Source organism: Acinetobacter sp. SK-43 (assembly GCF_015351505.1).
Lineage (GTDB): Bacteria > Pseudomonadota > Gammaproteobacteria > Pseudomonadales > Moraxellaceae > Acinetobacter > Acinetobacter junii.
Map to the genome: position 1 here is coordinate 29,950 of NZ_JADKPY010000016.1, position 19,210 is coordinate 49,159.

Below are 19,210 nucleotides of genomic sequence, written 5' to 3' on the forward strand. Positions count from 1 at the left end.
ATATGAATAAAAGAAAAACAATATACTTACGAATATATTATTTTTGTTGAAGATAAGTTATGCAAAAGTTTATCGGGGTAGCTCTTCCAGTTGTTCTTTTATCGGGTATAGCACAGCACGCATCTGCGACAACGGGCTATTTTATGCATGGTTATGGCGTGAAAGCCCAAGGTCAAGCTGGTGCCTCTATCGCTGCATTTAACGATGCGCTCACTATAGCGAGTAATCCATCAGGTTTGGGCTGGATTGATAGCCGTGTGGATGTTGGTGCGACTCTATTTAATCCTAAACGCTCTGCTGAGATTGAGGGGAACTTAGCAGGTGCCAATGGACAATACAGCGGTAATGGTCGTGAATACTTTGTACTGCCTGAATTTGCGATCAATAAGAAAGTAAATGATAGCGTTGCTTTAGGCTTAGCGATTTATGGCAATGGTGGTATGAATACGACCTATAAACGTAATCCTTATGCTGCATTTGGTAATACAGGCGAAGCGGGTGTTGATTTATCTCAGGTATTTGTCTCTCCAACGGTTGCATGGCGTTATAGTGAAAATCAATCAATCGGGATTGCGACGAATTTTCTTTATCAACGTTTTGAAGCGAAAGGAATTTCTGGTTTTGCCCCATTTTCAAATGATGGAAAAAATCTAAGCAATAAAGGTAAAGACTCAGCTACTGGGATTGGGGTACGAGTGGGCTGGAGTGCGAAACTAAATGATGTCGTTACTGTCGGAGCAAACTACGCGTCAAAAATTGATGCAGATAAATTTGATAAGTATCGCGGTTTATTTGCTGAATCGGGTGATTTTGATGTTCCTGAGAGTTACGGGATTGGAGCGAGCTTCAGGTTAACCCCTGCTTTGACTGTATTAGCGGATGTACAGCGAATCAATTATTCGGATGTTGATTCGGTCGGTAATCCTTTTAGTTTAGCTTCAGTGATTCAAGGGAATACTTTCGGATCAGAAAAGGGACAGGGTTTCGGCTGGAAAGATATTAACGTCTATAAGTTGGGAGCAAGCTATCAAGTCAATCCACAACTCACAGTGCGTGCTGGTTATAGCCATAATGATCAGCCTATCCCACAAGATCAGACTTTCTTAAATATTCTAGCACCAGGTGTGATTAAAGATCATGTTAGTCTAGGTGCGACGTGGGATATTGACCGAGCGCAAGAGTTAAGTGTTGCCTATACCTATGGTTTAAAAGAAACCGTAAATGGCAATCAGTCTATCCCGACAGCATTTGGTGGGGGTGAGGCAAATCTAGAAATGGATCAACATATTTTAGGTATATCTTACGGTGTGAAGTTCTAAATAGAAAAAGGCTGAATCAACAGATTCAGCCTTTTATTTGCTACAAAGGAAATTTAAGCTGTTTTAGCTAAAGAACCGTTCGATAGCATATGACCTGTTTCTTCAAAATTTGCATGCCATGACAATGCTTCACGAAGAATATGAGGCGTATGTCCACCACGCTCACATGAACGATCAAAATAATCGTTTAATGCAGCTTGGTAGAGTGGGTGTACACAATTATCGATAATCACACGTGCACGCTCACGCGGTGCTAAACCACGAAGGTCAGCCAAGCCTTGTTCTGTCACTAGAATATCAACATCATGTTCACAGTGATCAACATGGCTCACCATCGGCACGATCGAAGAAATATCGCCACCTTTTGCGATTGACTTGGTGACAAAGATTGCTAAGTGCGCATTACGTGCGAAATCACCTGAGCCACCGATACCATTCATCATCTTGGTACCGCAAACGTGAGTTGAGTTCACATTGCCATAAATATCAAATTCAAGGGCAGTGTTGATCCCAATAATACCTAAGCGACGCACAATTTCAGGGTGATTTGAAATTTCTTGTGGACGTAAGACTAATTTATCTTTGTAGTGCTCTAGATTGCCAAATACACGCTCGCCACACTGAGCTGAAAGTGTAATTGAGCTACCAGAAGCAAACTTCATTTTACCTGCATCGATCAACTCAAACGTACAGTCTTGAAGTACTTCAGAGTACATCACAAGATCTTCGAAGTTTGAATCTTTCAAACCAGTGAGAACAGCGTTTGCAATAGAACCAATACCCGCTTGTAAAGGACCTAAGTTTTTCGCTAAACGACCAGCAGCAACTTCTTTCTCAAAAAATGCAATCAAATGATTTGCAATGCCTTGAGTCTCATCATCTGGCGCTGTCACTGTTGAAGGTGAGTCAGCTGTATCGTTGAACACGATGCCGACGATTTTTGCAGGATCGATTGGAATCGCAGTAGAGCCGATACGATCATCCACTTGAGTTAAAGGCAGTGGTGTACGCGTTGGACGATAGGTTGGGATGTAAATATCGTGTAAGCCTTCAAAGTTTTCGCTGAGTGATGTGTTGATTTCTACAATCACTTTTTTCGCGAAAATTGCAAAGCTTGCAGAGTTACCAACTGATGTTGTTGGAACAATGTGACCATCTTCAGTGATAGCGACCGCTTCAATCACAGCTACATCTGGACGTTTGAGCTGCTGATTACGCATTTGTTCAACGGTTTCAGATAAATGTTGGTCAATAAACATCACTTCGCCGTTATTAATTGCACGACGTAAGGTATTGTCAACTTGGAATGGCATGCGGCGCGCAAGTACACCTGCTTCCGTCAGTTGTTTGTCTAAGTCATTTCCGAGACTTGCACCAGTAATTAACGTGATTTTTAACGGATTTTTTTTAGCTTGTTCAACCAGTGCTTGAGGAACGGCTTTCGCTTCTCCTGCACGAGTAAATCCGCTCATACCAACCGTCATATTATTTTCAATAAAGCGAGCAGCCTGTTCTGCACTCATCACTTTGTCGTGTAGAGACGCAAGGCGAATACGACTTAAAGACATCATCCATTCTCAATATTGCTTTTTCATTAGATATGGATTTTAGCGCTAAAAAATCAAAAGGGAATTGGACTACGGCTAAGGTCTAATATGTGAAATAGAAGATGATTTGCGAGCAAAAATACGAGACATTTTTGATTGATCTTGTATTGAATTAGAAGTGTTCACTAAGTGTTTGTTTAATCTTGCTAATCGTATTTTTCTCAGTCTCTTCAACATGAGGAGTCACGATTGGTAAAGAGATCACAACTTCTAAACCACCTTGCTCACGATTGCGAATGCTAATTTTACCCTGATGAATATCCACAATACGTTTTACGATTGCAAGGCCAAGTCCGCTACCTTGAACAGTGCGCGCTGAATTACCACGTACAAAGGGTTGCATGAGTTCTTCAACTTGATCGGGTGGAATGCCTTCACCATGATCAGCAACAGTGATGAGGATGTGTTCGTCTACATGGCTTGCAGAAAGTTCAATCGGTTCGGCACCATAGCGTTTCGCATTATTGATTAAATTGGCGATCAGACGCTTTAAAGAGAGACTACGAGCAGGAATAGTAGGTAAATCCTGCATTTCAAAACGTATATCTAATGGTTTGAATTGAATGACAAGTTCTTGCAGCAACGTGTTGATATTGGTATCAGTGAGTTCTTCATCCGATCCATCACGCATGTACGAAATGAATTGGTTAAGAATCGCATCCATATCATCAACATCATAAATTAGACCTTCACGAAAGAATTCATCGGGTAGCATTTCTGCAGTGAGACGAATACGCGTCAATGGTGTGCGCAAATCGTGGGAAATCCCAGCCAACATAATTTGACGGTCTCGCTCAGTTTGTTCAAGCGTATAAACCATATGGTTAAAAGCTTGGTTCACCTGACGAATTTCTAAAGGCCCGTGATTAGTATCTAAATAAGGTGCTTTACCTGTTTTACTATAACTATTGGCGGCATTTTGTAATCGACGCAATGGACGATTCATTTGGCGAACCAAGGTTAGAATAATAATTGAAGATAAGATCGGTACACCAAATAACCATGTTGCAATCAGTTCAACACTGTAATTGGTATAGGTTTTTAGTGGTTCACGCACCCAGTTACCATTCATCTCTGGAGTTTGAATCCAGATACGAGGAATTGGTTTAAATTTAAAATAAACGGTGACGTTATCAACACCTAACTCTTTGGCAAGTTTGGCTTCGATTTCATCAGTAAATAATTCAGCTAGAAATTTGTCTTCAATCTTTGGAAATTCTTTCGGATCAGTGATGTATTCGATACCAATACGGTTTTTTAACCACGTATCAATATCGACTTCTGTATCACGATGCAAAATTCGAATATCAGGATTATTGACCAGCTCTAATTCAATAGCGAGATAGCGTGCGTGTTGTTGTAACTCTGGCAAATACAAAGTTCGCCAGAAGAACCACAAAGACATAAATAAGCTGAAGAATACGGTGAACAGTACCAGAATAGTGGTCCGCATCGCAGCGGAACGTGGTTTGATCTTGTCTAGGAAACGTTCCCACTTGGTACGCGGTCGTTCAGAGTAAGATACAAACTCAGTAAAAGCTTGAGGGTCAATGGGTTCCAGTTTCAACGTTGAAATTCCTGAACTTACTCAGCACCATCTGGAACAAAAACATAGCCTACACCCCAAACGGTTTGAATATAACGAGCGCGGGCAGGGTTGTCTTCGATTAAACGGCGTAAACGAGACACTTGAACATCAATCGAACGCTCCATTGCACCCCATTCACGACCACGTGCTAAATTCATCAATTTATCGCGGGTTAACGGTTCACGTGGATGCTGAACCAATGCTTTTAATACAGCAAATTCACCAGTCGTCAAAGTCACAACTTGACCTTCACGAGTAAGTGTACGAGTTGAAAGATCTAGAGACCATGGTCCAAAGCTAACAACTTCAACTTGTTGACTCGGTGCACCCGGTACTTCACGCACTTGGCGACGTAACACAGCACGAATACGAGCTAAAAGTTCATTTGGGTTAAATGGTTTTGGTAAATAATCGTCTGCGCCAGCTTCCAAACCTGCAATGCGATCAGAGTCACTTCCACGTGCCGTCAACATGATAATTGGAGTATCAATATTAGATTGACGTAATCTGCGACAAATACTTAAGCCATCTTCGACAGGAAGCATGAAATCAAGAACGATCAACGAAAACAATTCACGTTGTAATAAACGATCCATTTGTGTCGCGTCATGAGCAGTTTTGACTACAAAACCTTTATCTTCTAAAAATCGTTGCAAAAGCGTACGCAAACGCACATCGTCATCGACCACTAAAATGCGTTCGACTCGGTCTGTCTCATGGTGTACGGTTTCCGTCGATTCAGCAGGTACAACTAAACTCATGATGTGCTCCTTTATCGTTTATTGTCATCGTAATTATGCAATGTCAGGCAGTATACGATTCATTGCACAGGTTTGGCTATGTTATAAAGCAACAAATATTGCCAATAAAATCAAGAGATAGATACCAAACATATACAGGTAAAATTATGACAATCAATCTATTTTTCAATATTTAGCTGAAAAAATCTTGGGATTTTAGAAACATTGATCAATTTGCATAATCTACTCGTAAAATTTTCAAAAAAACAATGGTGGATTTTATAGCCGTGGACTTTATAATCAGTGCTTTTAGAATTAACCCTTGTGGAATCAATCACGATGACTGACTTAGTTCAGCAGTTGGCAAATGAACTTGCCGTACGTCCAAACCAAGTAGAAGCTGCTATTCGTTTAATTGATGAAGGCGCCAGTGTTCCCTTTATTGCACGTTACCGTAAAGAAGTCACGCAAGGCTTAGACGATACTCAATTGCGTCAACTCGACACACGTTTGGCTTACCTACGTGATTTGTACGAACGTCGTGAGAAAGTGATTCAATCTTTACAAGAACAAGATAAGTTAAGTGATGATTTACTTGCACGTGTAAATGCGGCTGAAACCAAGAATGCATTAGAAGAAATTTATGCGCCGTATCGTCCAAAACGCACAAGCAAATCTTTCAAAGCGAAAGAAGCGGGTTTAGGGCCGATCGCAGAAAAGATTTTTGCTGAACAAGTTGATCCTACAGAAGCATTATCAGGCTTCAGCCATGAAGATTACCCAGATCTTGAAAGTCAGTTGGATGCGATTCAGCATATTTTAATTGATGATTGGGCGCAAAATATTGCATTAACCACTGAATTAAAACAAACTTTTTCTAAAACTGCTGTGCTAAAGAGTGCTGTGGCATCTGAAGAGAAAAAAGAAGTTGGTAAGAAATTCCGTGATTACTTTGAGTTCTCTGAAAACTTAAACAAAGTTCCTTCACACCGTTTGTTAGCGATGCTACGTGGTCGTCAAGAAAATGTATTAGGTTTAAAAGTGGATGGTGAAGATGATGCACCATTGGCGCGTATTGAAACTGAATACAACTTAGACCAAGTACAACCACAGAGCCGTCAAGATTATTTAAAGCAAACTGCAAAATTATTCTGGCTAGGTAAGATTCGTCCACAGATTGAACACTCATTGCTAACAGATAAGCGTCTATCTGCTGAAGCTGAAGCAATGGATGTATTTGCAGAGAACTTGCGTCATTTACTTCTATCTGCACCAGCAGGTGGACGTGTTACTTTAGGTGTTGATCCTGGTATTCGTACAGGGGTAAAACTGGCGGTGATTAGTGAAGCTGGTGATGTCCTTGCACACAGCACAATCTATCCATTTGCACCGAAAGAAGATAAAGAAGGTTCGATTGCGGAGCTTGCGCGTTTGTGCAGAGAGTTCCACGTGGAACTTATTGCGATTGGTAATGGAACAGCAAGCCGTGAAACAGAAGCAGTTGTTGCTGAAATGATGGCGGCAAATACGGATCTGAAATTAACACGTATCACTGTGAGTGAAGCAGGCGCATCTGTTTATTCTGCAAGTGAATTGGCTGCACAAGAACTTCCAGAACTTGATGTATCTATTCGTGGTGCGGTTTCAATCGCTCGTCGTTTACAAGATCCATTAGCAGAGCTTGTAAAAATTGATCCAAAATCAATTGGTGTAGGTCAGTACCAACACGATGTAAACCAAACAGGTTTAGCAAAAACACTAGATGCAGTTGTTGAAGACTGTGTGAACGCGGTGGGTGTGGATGTCAATACAGCATCTCCAGCGATCTTGGCATATATCGCAGGTTTAAACAAAGCGATTGCACAACAAATCGTTGAATACCGTAAAGAAAATGGACGTTTTGATAATCGTCAAGCATTGAAGAAAGTTCCACGTTTGGGCGAGCGTACTTTTGAACAATCAGCTGGTTTCTTACGTGTTCAAGATGGTTCTGAGCCATTAGATGCATCTGCTGTTCACCCTGAAAGTTATGGCTTGGTTGAGAAAATTGTTGCTGCAAAAGCAACAACTGTAAAAGATATCATTGGTAATACAGAAATTATTCGCCAAGTAAAAGCAGAAGAGTTTGTCGATGACAAATTCGGTTTGCCGACGATTCAAGACGTTTTAGCAGAATTGGAAAAACCAGGTCGTGACCCTCGTCCTGAGTTCCGTACAGCGAAGTTCCGTGAAGACATTACCGAAGTTGCACAACTCACTGAGGGGATGCAGCTTGAAGGCGTTGTAACCAATGTAACCAACTTCGGTGCATTCGTGGACGTAGGTGTGCACCAAGATGGTTTAGTGCATATCTCTGAACTTGCAAATGAATTCGTTTCTGACCCACACAAAGTCGTGAAACCAGGTCAGATCGTGCAAGTTCGTGTGATGCAAGTTGATGTTGAACGTAATCGTGTGAACTTGAGTATGCGTGCTGAAGGATCTGCGCCTGCTAAAGCACCACGTCAGCAGCAGCGTCCACAGCAAGAGCGTACTGAACGTTCAGAACGTAAGCCTCAAGGTCAACGTCCTCCACGTAAAGAGGGCGACTTTAAGCGTCCGCAAAATAACAAGCCAAAAGCTGAAAAACCACAAGAGCAAAAAATCGGTGGTCTAGGTGCTTTGTTATTACAAGCAGGGATTAAAGGCTCTAAATAAGTTAATCTGTTAAAAAGCCTTCCTTCGGGAAGGTTTTTTGTTTGTAGTTAGAAATGATTTAATAAAGTTGTAAATAGATTATGAAATATAAAACAGCAATTTTATTCTATAAATTTCATCAAATCGAGCTAACCTGAGCTGATGCATACATGCCTTAGGAGGTCGTGATGTCGCGCAGACCTCGTGAACAAGTCGATTATTTACACCTCGAAGAACTCGGTGGTTTAGAAATGTTGAAAGCCAGTTACTTTCAGCAGGAGTTCTCGCGACATGTTCATGAAGGATTTTGTATCGGTGTGATTGAAGAGGGTGCACAACGTTTTTATCGTACAGGGGGCAATCATGTCGCACCGCAAGGCGATATTATTTTGGTGAATGCTGATGAAGTACATACAGGCTCATCTGCGGTAGAAACGGGCTGGCGTTATCGAGCAATTTATCCAACTCCAGAAATTTTCCATGAACTGACGCGTGATCACACGACTATTCATGGCACAGCACCGTGGTTTAGAGAAGCCGTGTTGCATGACGAAGGTCTGGCGCAGCAATTACGATTACTATTTGATTTGTTAGAGCAACCGAGCAATACCTTGCTCAAACAAACCTTGTTCTTATCGACGATTGCTTGGCTAATCTCAAAATATAGCCAAACAAAACCGCATGCCGCTGACCTCAGTAATGCAAAAAACCGTATTTTAAATATTAAAGAATTAATGGCGAGTATGCCTGAGCAAGAGTTTTCACTCATCGAATTGGCTGAAATGGCGAATCTGAGTCAGTGGCATTTTTTACGTCAATTTAAAAAGCATGTTGGACTCTCACCACATGCGTGGTTGATCCAAGCGCGATTACAGAAATCACAAAAATTATTGAGACAGGGTTTGAACTTATCAGAAGTTTCACAGCAATGTGGTTTCTCAGATCAAAGTCATTTTAGTCGGCATTTTCGTCAAACGTTTGGTATTACGCCAGGCGGTTATATTGCTTATCTAAAATAAAAAAACAGCAATTTTATACAAGCTTGGATGATCTAGATTTGGCATAGTCATTGGGTTTTTAATCAATGATTGTGATGTAGATGTTAGCTGAAAACATAGATCATACCCCGATGACCGAATCACGGGCATTTTTAAATGGAGTGATCAAAATACTTCCATTGTGTTTTGCCGTATTACCTTGGGGCTTGTTGGCAGGTTCGATGGCGATTCAAGCAGGCCTTACAACCATGCAAGCCATTGCAATGTCTGCACTTGTCTTTGCGGGTGCAGCACAGTTGATGACTTTAGGGTTAGTTATGGCGGGTACACCTGCGTTAACGATCATTATTTCAGTTTTTCTGATTACTAAACAGCATTATTTATATGCTTTGTATTTGCGAGAAGATATCTCCAAACAACCCTTAAAAAATCGTTTGATGCTGGGTTTTTTGCTGACGGATGAGTTGTTTGCGGTGAGTATTAAAAAGCAACAACATTATATTCATTATCTACTTGGTGCTGGACTTTGTTTTTATTTGTGTTGGGTACTGTTTAGCGCTTGTGGTGTATTCCTTGCTACTGCAGTCCCTAATTTAGATCAATACCATCTCGATTTTTCCATCGTGGCAACTTTTATTGCAATCGTAGTTCCATTTATTAAAAACTTAAATACTTTGGTTGGTGTGCTTGTTTCAGTCACATTAACGGTGGTTTTTTTAAGTCTAGGGATTAAAAGTGCGGCAATCATGGCTGGAGTGATCGGGATGTTTGCTGCGACTTGTTTACAGAATTTTCGGGAGCGTAAAGTATGACTTGGTTTATCCTGATTATTCTGGCACTAGTTGTATTTATGAATCGCTATATATTGCTTGAACCTAATCTTCCTTTGCGACTGCCGAAATGGTTTCAACAATCTTTGCAGTATTCTGCTCCATGTTTATTGACTGCAATTGCCACCCCAATCGTGTTTATGGATGAGCATGGTGCATTTCGTGAGAGCTTACTCAATCCTTATTTTCTCGCCACAATTTTGACGATTTTGATTGCTTGTGTAGTTCGTCATACCTTGTTAACAATTATATTAAGTTTGGCATGCTTTTATGGTTTGGTATTTTGGTTGAATTAGTTGATTTCTGGAACGCTTTATTATCCTGAGTTGACATCTAAACAGAATACTTATAAAAATTAGAGTAATTACTCTAATTTTATTGGTGAATCAAATGCAAATCGGTCGACAGGTATGGATGATTCAAACTTCAGGTGATTTATCCTTAACAGATCGTATGAGATTGTTAAGTCATAGTTTGCTGCCTGTACTTCAGCAAAGTGTAAAAATGTATGCATTTGCAAGCAGTATGACCAAAGCTCCAAAAATATTACAGATAGGTGATTTGCATTTGCCTGATAGTGTCGAGATCAAACACGCAATTGAAAAGATGCAGTCCTGTAGCTCAATTGCCTTACAAAATCATTGTTTGAGGACTTGGTATTACGCCGTTGCATTTTCCAAGCTTCAAAAGCTAAAAACGGATGAGGAGTTATTGGCAGTTTCATGTTTGTTGCATGATTTGGGAATGACTGAGCAGCATTACCAACACCATGCAAACTGTCGCTGCTTTGCAGGACAGGGCGCTTATGCAGCCAAAGATTGGTCAATACAACGTGGTTGGCAAACACCACGTGCTGATCAATTATTTGATGCGATCAGTATGCATATGAATCCATTCGTGGCGCTTGAGGATGGTGTAGAAGCTCATTTACTACAACAAGCAGCCAGTTGTGATGTGATAGGCAGCCGTGGTTTTGAGTTCTCTACTACATTCAGAACACAGTTAAATCAACAATATCCACGTTTAGATTTTAATCAACCTATGATTGAATTCACCCAACATGAAGCTCAAGCTCGTCCGAAATCACGTACTGCGATGGTGGTACAAAGTGGGTTTAAATATTTAGTTAAATTTAATCCTTATCTTGATCAATAAAAATAAAAAACCACTTTTAGTAGAACAAAAGTGGTTGATTTAATGGATTAAATTTTATCAGTGGTCATGTTCTAAATATTCAGGTTGTTTCGGTAATGCCCAACTACAGAAGAAACAAATGATCAACATGATAATGACATATACGAAGAATGTATTTTCAATGCCTGCATCTTTGAATAACAGTGCAACAGAAGGTGCAGAACCACCAAATAGTGCATTACCCACCGCATAGGAGAAACCAACACCTAATGCGCGTACATGAGGCGGGAACATTTCTGCTTTGACCAAACCGCTAATGGAAGTGTAGAAGCTCAACAGCATCATCAAGAAAATGAGCAATAAGGTAATAATCACAGGCGAGTCTGCAAAACTACGCATTCCTGTCACCATCACGGGATAGATGAAAATAGCACTCAATAGACTAAAAGCGAGCATAGAGGCACGACGGCCAATTCGATCAGACAACATTCCAAAAAAAGGTTGAGCGATCATAAAAACAAATAAAGCAGTGGTCATGATAAACCCCACTGTTTTACCATCCATGCCAATATTGGTTAGGTAGGTCTTTGAATATACAGTCACTACATAAAATGTCAGTGAACCTGCTGAGGTATAACCCACCACCAATAAGAAAGTTTTCCAATGTTGCTTTAATAGTGCAATTAAGCTTCCCGATTCTTCACGTTCAGCATCTTCATTTGATAAGGTTTCTTCTAAACGGCTACGTGCAGCCAATGAAAGTAATGCAGCGACACCGCCAATCACGAAGGGAATACGCCATCCACCATCATTTAATTGTTGTTCGGTCATGAAGCCCAGTAAGATGACCCCAAGTAAGCTTGCTAGTAGTTGGCCTCCTGATAAGGTGACGTATTGAAAAGAAGCAAAAAAACCACGCTGACCTTTTAAACCCAGTTCACTCATATAGGTGGCAACTGCACCATATTCACCACCTACAGATAACCCCTGTAATAAGCGAACCATCAGTAATAAAAATGGAGCGAGCATGCCGACTTGATCATAGGTTGGTAGGGCAGCAAAAAGAAATGAGCTGAGTGCCATCAGGCAAATCGAGATCACCATCGATTTTTTACGACCATGCCGATCAGCAATTCGTCCAAACAACCAGCTACCAATTGGACGCATAAAGAAACTCGCTGCAAACACCCCCCAAACATAAATGGCTTTGGTCGTGGGTTCCATATCTGGAGCGGTTAATGCATGAGTAAAATAAGCAGCAAAAACGGCATAGATATAAAAATCAAACCATTCCACTAAATTCCCTGATGCTGCACCAACGATGCCTTTAATGCGGCTCGTTCTTTCTTCCTTGCTATATGTCTGACTCATATTTGATCCTTTCTACACTAAGCAAGATTCTGTTACTGAATCTTTACCGTTTGTTAGATACCGCTAAAAAAGCATGAAAATGACACTATTTTGTATGCTTTTTATGACTGTATTTTTAGATTGTGAGAAAGACCTGAGAGTTCTGTAAGGCTTTAGCAGTAAGAATATAGTGATAATTAAAATAGTAATTTTTTAAAAAACAATTACTTTAATTGTGGAATAGAACAATCCCTTCGTAAAGGACACGGTTCACCTTGAGTGAATTGGCTCAGCATGTTTCGAATTTGTTGGAGTTGAAAGATTTTTTCATCTATCGCCGCGAGTTTTTCTTGAAAGATATTTTGCATTTGATGCGCAGATATTTCTTGTTCTGAGGTCATTTCTAAAATTTGTTTAATTTCATTGAGTGAGAATCCCAAATTTTTTGCTGTTCGAATTAATAACAGTTGTTGCAAAGTTTGCTCTGGATAGTCTTTGTATCCATTAGCGCAAGTAACTGATTGTATAAGTGACATTTTCTCATAAAAACGAATAGTATCCTTACTTAATTCACTATGTTTAGATAATTGTCCAATCAACATAATAAGACCTTTTTATTTTTGAGTTTTTATAAAAATACCCTTGACCTTTGAGTGTACTCCATCCTTTAGCCTATTCCTACAACGACAAAAAAAGAGTCATTCAAATGAAACAAACAACTTTAAAAGTAGAGCAATCTTTACAAGTCGCATTTGTTGCTGGTGCTACAGGATTTGTTGGGCGGTTTTTGATTGCCGAATTGTTACAACAAGGACATCAAGTTTTTGCATTGCTCCGTAATAAAGCTCAGCAGCAAAGACAGCTCGAAGATTGGCTGAGAAATCGAAATATAAGTTTAGAACGTTTTCAGTGTGTGCAAGGTGATGTGACGCAAGTTGATTTGGGTATAGAGAGCAGCACTTGGGAACAATTGCAGCAAGTGAATACTTTGTACAACAGTAGTGCATTGTTTGCTTGGGATTTGAGTATGCGACATGCGCGCAAGGTTAATGTTGAAGGGGCACTGAATTTACTTTCAAGTCTGAATAAATACTGCAAATTAGATCGTGCCATCCACGTTTCAGGGTACATGTTGACTATTCACTCGCATTTACAACAAGCGGGAATTTGTCTCGATCAACCTGAAACCACTGATTGGAATAGGGTTTATCAACAATTGGGTGCGTATGAGGCATCCAAGATCGAAGCTCATTATGCGTGGATGAGATTGGCAGAAGAATTAAAGATTGATTGGACAATCATTCATCCAGCAACTGTCGTGGGCGATGCGCTTACGGGAGAAATTCCTGACAATCAACCGATTGCCCAAATGGTGGATTTATTAAAGCGGAAAAAAATGGGTGCAATACCTGCTACACCTCAACATTATTTGCCACTGGTGACAGTAGATTACTTGGTGAAAGTCATGGCACTTGCTGCAACCGAGAACAGTTTAGCCCAACGTGAACTGTTGGTAGCTCATCAACAACGTTTTGTTTTAGCTGAGATGTTTAATATCATCGCTACACAAGTTAATCAGCAAGCACCTACACGCTATGTGCCTTTAGCTGTCTTAAGAGTGATACTAAAATGGAAATGGCTGGCTCAGAAGTTAGAGATGTCTAAGGAAATGTTAGATTTTATTCGAACTGAGCCACTGAATACGACTTCATTGGCTCAACTGATTCAAAAGTGGAATATACATGAAACTGATCTGAAATTGGCTTTAGAAAAAACCAGTCGTTGGGTCGGACAACAGCCGAAATCTGCTTAGATAATCAACACCCTGTGGATAAGTCTGGATTTATACACATTGTATTTTTGTACATAAAAAAGCCTCCGTAGAGGAGGCTTTTTCAAATTATCGCAGATTACCAGTGTTCACCTGGGAACAAGCGCGCATAGGCACGTTGTACAAGATTTAATTTCTCTTGCTCACCGATAGATGCTGTAGAGCTTGGGAATAAGTTAAAGCCGATCGACATCAAAATATTATTTACATCCGGTGCAATCGCATAAGTAATTGATGCGAGACGACCTAAGTTGGTTGCGATCTTTTTCGGACGTTTCACAATCGCATAAGCAATCAAGTCTGCTGCTTGTTCAGGAGAAAGCGTCGGTACATATTTATAGATTTTAGTTGGTGCAATCATTGGGGTACGCACTAACGGCATATAAATCGAAGTGATTGCAATTTTGTGTGAGTGAACTTCAGCAGATAAACAACGGCTAAATGCATCCAATGCCGCTTTAGACGCTACATAAGCAGAGAAGCGGGTTGCATTTGCAAGTACACCAATCGAACTGATATTGATGATTTGACCGTCTTTACGTTGCATCATGTGTGGCAAGATATTCAATACCAAACGTACTGCACCGAAGTAATTTAATTGCATTGTACGTTCGAAATCATGGAAACGATCAACAGACTCATGTACAGCACGACGAATTGAACGACCTGCGTTATTCACTAAAATATCGATGTGATCAACAGCAGCTAAAATTTCTTTTGAAACTGCATCAATTGATTCCATGTCGTTAAGGTCACATGGAAAAACAGAAGCTTTTCCACCCTCAGCTTCAATCTCAGCTTTGACTTCATCTAATTTTTCTTTAGTACGAGCAAGCAACAAGACATGAGCGCCAGCTTGAGCAAGATATTTTGAAACTGTTAAACCAATACCACTTGATGCACCAGTAACAATGATTGTTTTACCGTCGACTTTTTGTTGAAAAAGTTTTTTAAGTTTTGCGTTCATGTACGTGTCCTACATTAATCAAGCTGTTGTTTGCATTGCCGTCATGGTTGTGATTAGGCACTGCACTTTATTTTGTATGTATATTAACCGATATTTTTTGTTTGTCTAGTGTAAATGTTTGAAATTTAATATCTTTTTAGAGTAAAAACTCTAAAAAAATAAACCGATATTTTAAAAATGATATTATATTTTCCGAATTTTGCATAGAAAAAAAGCCCTATGTTAAGGGCTCATTGATTTCATTGAATTTAAACCTGAGCAAGCGCCTGTTCAAGGTCGGCAATCAGGTCATCAATATGCTCAATACCAATAGACAAGCGCACAAGGTCTTCACTGACCCCTGCCGATTTAAGTTCCTCTGCATTGAGCTGGCGGTGGGTGGTGGTTGCTGGGTGGCAGGCCAGACTTTTGGCATCCCCAATATTCACCAGACGTGTAAATAGCTGTAATGCATCGATAAAACGAGTACCGCCTTCTAAGCCATCTTGTACGCCAAAAGAAAGAATCGCAGAAGGTTTACCTTTCACATACTTTTGTGCCAAATGATGCTGTGGATGGTCACTTAAACCTGCATAATTGACCCATTTTACTTTTGGATGTTGTTTCAAATAATTTGCAACTTTCAGAGCATTCTCCGTATGGCGCTCCATACGAAGGCTTAAAGTTTCTAAGCCTTGTAAGATCAAAAACACACTCAGCGGACTAATCGCAGCCCCTGTATTGCGTAGCGGAACAACGCGTGCACGTGCGATATAAGCAGCTTCACCTAGAACTTCAACATAATTCACGCCGTGATAGCTTGGATCTGGTGTATTCAACGCTTTAAAACGTTCAGGATATTTGCCCCAAGGGAATTTGCCACTATCAATGATGACACCACCAATACTGTTGCCATGTCCGCCAATGTATTTCGTCAGAGAATGAACCACGATATCTGCACCAAATTCAAATGGTTTCAATAAAGCAGGAGTTGCAACAGTATTATCTACAATAACAGGGACACCATATTCATGCGCAATTTTAGAGATTGCTTCTAGGTCGATGATATTCCCAAGAGGGTTTCCGATCGACTCAACAAAGACCAGTTTGGTCTTATCATCAATAATAGAACGTAAAGCTTCGGGATTCTGATAATCAAAGAAACGAACTTCAATCCCTTGTTTCGGCAATGTATGCGCAAATAGGTTATAAGTACCACCGTATAAAGTGGATACAGATGCAATATTGTCACCGGCTTCAGTAATCGTTTGAATCGAATAGGTGATCGCTGCCATTCCTGATGCTAGTGCCAAAGCGCCAATCCCGCCTTCCAGTGCAGCGATACGTTGCTCAAGTACTGCTGTGGTGGGATTCATGATTCGAGTATAAATATTGCCTTGAACTTTTAAATCAAATAAATCGGCACCATGTTGAGTGTTATCAAAGGCATAAGATGTTGTTTGATAAATTGGAACAGCCACTGCTTTGGTGGTTGCTTCTGGTGAATATCCCGCATGAATGGCTAAAGTTTCATCTTTGTATGTCATGGTTACATCATCTTCGTGAGTTAAATAATCAGCGAGTGTAGCCTAAAACTTATCCAAAATGGTGCATAAATTATGCGATTTATAGCGTTTTATTCATATCTATAGCAAGATGTGGCTGCATAAGACTTGCTGTGTGTTTTTAATCAAATGGCGTAATGTCTTGAAAAAGAAAATGCTTTTAATCGGCACAAACAAAATCTAACTTAACTTCATGTTGATTGGGTTTTCAGCGTATAATACGTGCGATTATTTTTCGCTTTTTGCGATGTATTGGTTTTTCAATTGAGGAGTCCTGCGTGGCCCAATATATTTATACGATGAACCGAGTGTCGAAGATGGTTCCGCCTAAGCGCGAAATCTTAAAAGACATCTCTTTATCATTTTTCCCAGGTGCAAAAATTGGTGTGCTTGGTTTAAACGGTGCAGGTAAGTCTACCTTGCTCCGTATTATGGCGGGCGTAGATAAAGATTTCTCTGGTGAAGCTCGTGCACAACCTGGAATCAAAATCGGTTATTTAGAACAAGAACCGCCACTTGATCCTACTAAAGATGTTCGCGGAAACGTTGAAGATGGCGTACGTGAGGCACTTGATGCTCTAGAACGTCTTGATCAAGTTTTTGCTGAATACGCTGATCCTGATGCTGATTTTGATGCACTTGCAAAAGAGCAAGAAAAGTTAGAATCAATTATTCATGCTTGGGATGCCCATAATCTCAATAATCAACTTGAGATTGCTGCTGACGCATTAAATCTTCCTGCTTGGGATGCTGATGTTACTAAACTCTCAGGTGGTGAGCGCCGTCGTGTAGCATTGTGTCGTTTATTGCTTTCTAAGCCAGACATGTTGCTTCTAGACGAACCAACGAACCATTTGGATGCTGAATCAGTTACTTGGTTAGAGCGTTTCTTAAAAGATTTCCCTGGTACTATCGTTGCGATTACGCATGACCGTTATTTCTTAGATAACGTGGCTGAGTGGATTCTTGAACTTGACCGTGGACATGGTATTCCTTATCAAGGTAACTATTCTTCTTGGTTAGAGCAAAAGAATGCGCGTTTAGAGCAAGAACAGAAACAAGAAGAATCTTTTGCTAAAGCATTGAAAAAAGAACTTGAATGGGTTCGTTCAAATGCGAAAGGTCAGCAAAAGAAAAACAAAGCGCGTATGGAACGTTTTGAAGAGCTTAACTCTAAAGAATTCCAACAGCGTAATGAAACGTCTGAAATCTACATTCCACCTGGTCCACGTCTAGGTAATAAGGTTGTAGAAGTTGAAGGCATCAGTAAATCGTTTGATGGTCGCGTATTGTACGAGAACTTAAGCTTTACTGTACCGCCTACAGCGATTGTCGGTATCGTTGGTCCAAACGGTGCAGGTAAGACGACGTTATTCCGTATGATGACTGGTGAGCAGCAACCTGATACAGGTACTGTGACATTAGGTGATTCAGTTAAAGTGGCTTATGTTGGTCAGATCCGTGACACCCTAGACAACAATAAAACTGTTTGGGAAGAAGTTTCTGGTGGTTTAGATATCTTAAAAATTGGTGATTACGAAATTGCATCACGTGCATATATCGGTCGCTTTAACTTTAAAGGTCAAGATCAGCAAAAACGCGTAGGTGAATTGTCTGGTGGTGAACGTAACCGTTTACAACTTGCCAAGATCCTTCAAATGGGCGCTAACGTAATCCTACTGGATGAGCCATCAAACGATTTGGATATCGAAACTTTACGTGCACTAGAGGATGCTATTTTGGTATTCCCTGGTACGGTAATGGTAGTATCGCATGACCGTTGGTTCCTTGACCGTATTGCAACGCATATCTTATCGTTCGAAAACGAACAACCAGAATTCTATACTGGTAACTATGCAGAATACGAAGCATACCGTCAGTCACGTTTAGGTGAAGATGCGGCCCAGAAACGCACCAAATATAAGAAGATTACAGGTTAATTGCCCGTAAACTAAAAGAAACCAGCTTTCGGGCTGGTTTTTTTATTGCTTAGATTATCATTTGAAGGACAAAAAATGGATTTATAAGATTGGTTACGTAATTAAAACAATCTCACTTAATAATGTAATTTTATTACATAAGCTTTCGTTGCTATGCTTCAATAAATTTAGAACAGTTGATCAAACGTGCGACGTTCTGCTGTATTTATGACAGTCTTATTGAGTTTGTTCATATTCCAAAGCATTTGGAATGTGGCTGCAGCTTATTGCACGCACGAAAATCCAACTGAACAAATTATCTCAGATTCGCATTTTGGTCATCATTTTTCTGAAAGCTCAACCAAAAATAGCAGTGATGCTGAGGTTGATTTAAAGGTTTCAGATACATCGAAATCTATTAATGTCACAGATCATCATGATCATCTGCCAACCTGTACGAATGTAGTCGTTTTAGCTTCAGAACAACAACTAAATGAGCCAATTTTCAGAGCACATGAATTAAAACAAAAATATTATTGGGTAGATTTCTACCAATCCCCTTATTTGTCTGAATTTAATCCACCACCTGAATCAACCCCGCTATTAGTGGGGTAGCCAAAAAATAACCCACTAGAAATATATCTATTTCAAAGGGTTATTCTATGCTTAATTATACTTGTAAATACAGTACAACGATCTTCTCTGTA

General features: G+C 40.1%; 16 protein-coding genes. 9 read left to right on the plus strand and 7 right to left on the minus strand.

Features of this window, described 5'->3' with window-relative positions; translation table 11 throughout:
- The first annotated feature begins 59 nt into the window (after positions 1-59).
- A complete protein-coding gene (locus IRT38_RS04265) occupies positions 60-1,319 on the plus strand; it encodes an OmpP1/FadL family transporter (protein WP_194597023.1) in 1,260 nt (419 codons plus the stop codon).
- 53 nt (positions 1,320-1,372) lie between these two features.
- On the opposite strand, the gene IRT38_RS04270 is transcribed toward IRT38_RS04265, so the two are convergent.
- The 3 genes from IRT38_RS04270 to ompR all read right to left on the minus strand — a co-directional run bounded on the left by IRT38_RS04270 (position 1,373) and on the right by ompR (position 5,275).
- Entirely contained in the window at positions 1,373-2,887 is a 1,515-nt protein-coding gene (locus IRT38_RS04270; protein ID WP_194597061.1) for an acetyl-CoA hydrolase/transferase family protein, read from the minus strand.
- A gap of 151 nt (positions 2,888-3,038) precedes the next feature.
- Positions 3,039-4,493 carry an ATP-binding protein gene (locus IRT38_RS04275; RefSeq protein ID WP_042893156.1) on the minus strand — a complete coding sequence of 485 codons (1,455 nt, stop codon included), beginning with the start codon at positions 4,491-4,493 and terminating at the stop codon, positions 3,039-3,041.
- A gap of 17 nt (positions 4,494-4,510) precedes the next feature.
- Positions 4,511-5,275, minus strand: a complete 765-nt coding sequence (gene ompR / locus IRT38_RS04280; protein ID WP_004657337.1) for a two-component system response regulator OmpR — start codon at positions 5,273-5,275, stop codon at positions 4,511-4,513.
- 318 nt (positions 5,276-5,593) lie between these two features.
- Between ompR and IRT38_RS04285 the strand changes: the two genes are divergently transcribed.
- The 5 genes from IRT38_RS04285 to IRT38_RS04305 all read left to right on the plus strand — a co-directional run bounded on the left by IRT38_RS04285 (position 5,594) and on the right by IRT38_RS04305 (position 10,913).
- A complete protein-coding gene (locus tag IRT38_RS04285; RefSeq protein WP_004951470.1) occupies positions 5,594-7,951 on the plus strand; it encodes a Tex family protein in 2,358 nt (785 codons plus the stop codon).
- A gap of 167 nt (positions 7,952-8,118) precedes the next feature.
- A complete protein-coding gene (locus IRT38_RS04290; RefSeq protein ID WP_194597024.1) occupies positions 8,119-8,949 on the plus strand; it encodes an AraC family transcriptional regulator in 831 nt (276 codons plus the stop codon).
- Between the two features lie 80 nt (positions 8,950-9,029).
- Complete coding sequence (locus tag IRT38_RS04295; protein ID WP_194597025.1) at positions 9,030-9,740, plus strand: AzlC family ABC transporter permease; 711 nt, start codon at positions 9,030-9,032, stop codon at positions 9,738-9,740.
- Positions 9,737-10,054: an AzlD domain-containing protein gene (locus IRT38_RS04300; protein WP_151760303.1), complete on the plus strand. Its 318-nt coding sequence runs from the start codon at positions 9,737-9,739 to the stop codon at positions 10,052-10,054. The genes IRT38_RS04295 and IRT38_RS04300 overlap by 4 nt, the downstream gene beginning before the upstream one ends.
- Before the next feature lie 94 nt (positions 10,055-10,148).
- A complete protein-coding gene (locus IRT38_RS04305; RefSeq protein ID WP_194597026.1) occupies positions 10,149-10,913 on the plus strand; it encodes an HD domain-containing protein in 765 nt (254 codons plus the stop codon).
- A gap of 57 nt (positions 10,914-10,970) precedes the next feature.
- Here the strand turns inward: IRT38_RS04305 and IRT38_RS04310 are convergent, their stop codons facing one another.
- Entirely contained in the window at positions 10,971-12,263 is a 1,293-nt protein-coding gene (locus IRT38_RS04310) for an MFS transporter (RefSeq protein ID WP_194597027.1), read from the minus strand.
- A 203-nt stretch (positions 12,264-12,466) separates the two neighbouring features.
- A complete protein-coding gene (locus IRT38_RS04315; protein WP_194597028.1) occupies positions 12,467-12,844 on the minus strand; it encodes a MerR family DNA-binding protein in 378 nt (125 codons plus the stop codon).
- Between the two features lie 104 nt (positions 12,845-12,948).
- On the opposite strand from IRT38_RS04315, the gene IRT38_RS04320 reads away from it, so the two are divergent.
- Complete coding sequence (locus IRT38_RS04320) at positions 12,949-14,055, plus strand: SDR family oxidoreductase (RefSeq protein WP_004951481.1); 1,107 nt, start codon at positions 12,949-12,951, stop codon at positions 14,053-14,055.
- Positions 14,056-14,152: 97 nt separating this feature from the next.
- Here IRT38_RS04320 and IRT38_RS04325 read toward each other — a convergent pair whose 3' ends face one another.
- Both IRT38_RS04325 and IRT38_RS04330 read right to left on the minus strand, forming a co-directional pair.
- On the minus strand, positions 14,153-15,040 hold the full coding sequence (locus IRT38_RS04325) for an SDR family NAD(P)-dependent oxidoreductase (protein ID WP_005156652.1): 888 nt from the start codon (positions 15,038-15,040) through the stop codon (positions 14,153-14,155).
- A 248-nt stretch (positions 15,041-15,288) separates the two neighbouring features.
- Positions 15,289-16,566 carry an O-acetylhomoserine aminocarboxypropyltransferase/cysteine synthase family protein gene (locus IRT38_RS04330; RefSeq protein WP_194597029.1) on the minus strand — a complete coding sequence of 426 codons (1,278 nt, stop codon included), beginning with the start codon at positions 16,564-16,566 and terminating at the stop codon, positions 15,289-15,291.
- A 296-nt stretch (positions 16,567-16,862) separates the two neighbouring features.
- On the opposite strand from IRT38_RS04330, the gene ettA reads away from it, so the two are divergent.
- Positions 16,863-18,524 (plus strand): energy-dependent translational throttle protein EttA, encoded by a 1,662-nt coding sequence (gene ettA, locus IRT38_RS04335; protein ID WP_004964655.1) that lies wholly within the window; start codon positions 16,863-16,865, stop codon positions 18,522-18,524.
- Positions 18,525-18,710: 186 nt separating this feature from the next.
- Positions 18,711-19,118, plus strand: coding sequence for a cation efflux protein, CzcI-like (locus IRT38_RS04340; protein ID WP_017397365.1), 408 nt, complete (start codon positions 18,711-18,713; stop codon positions 19,116-19,118).
- Positions 19,119-19,210 lie beyond the last annotated feature (92 nt).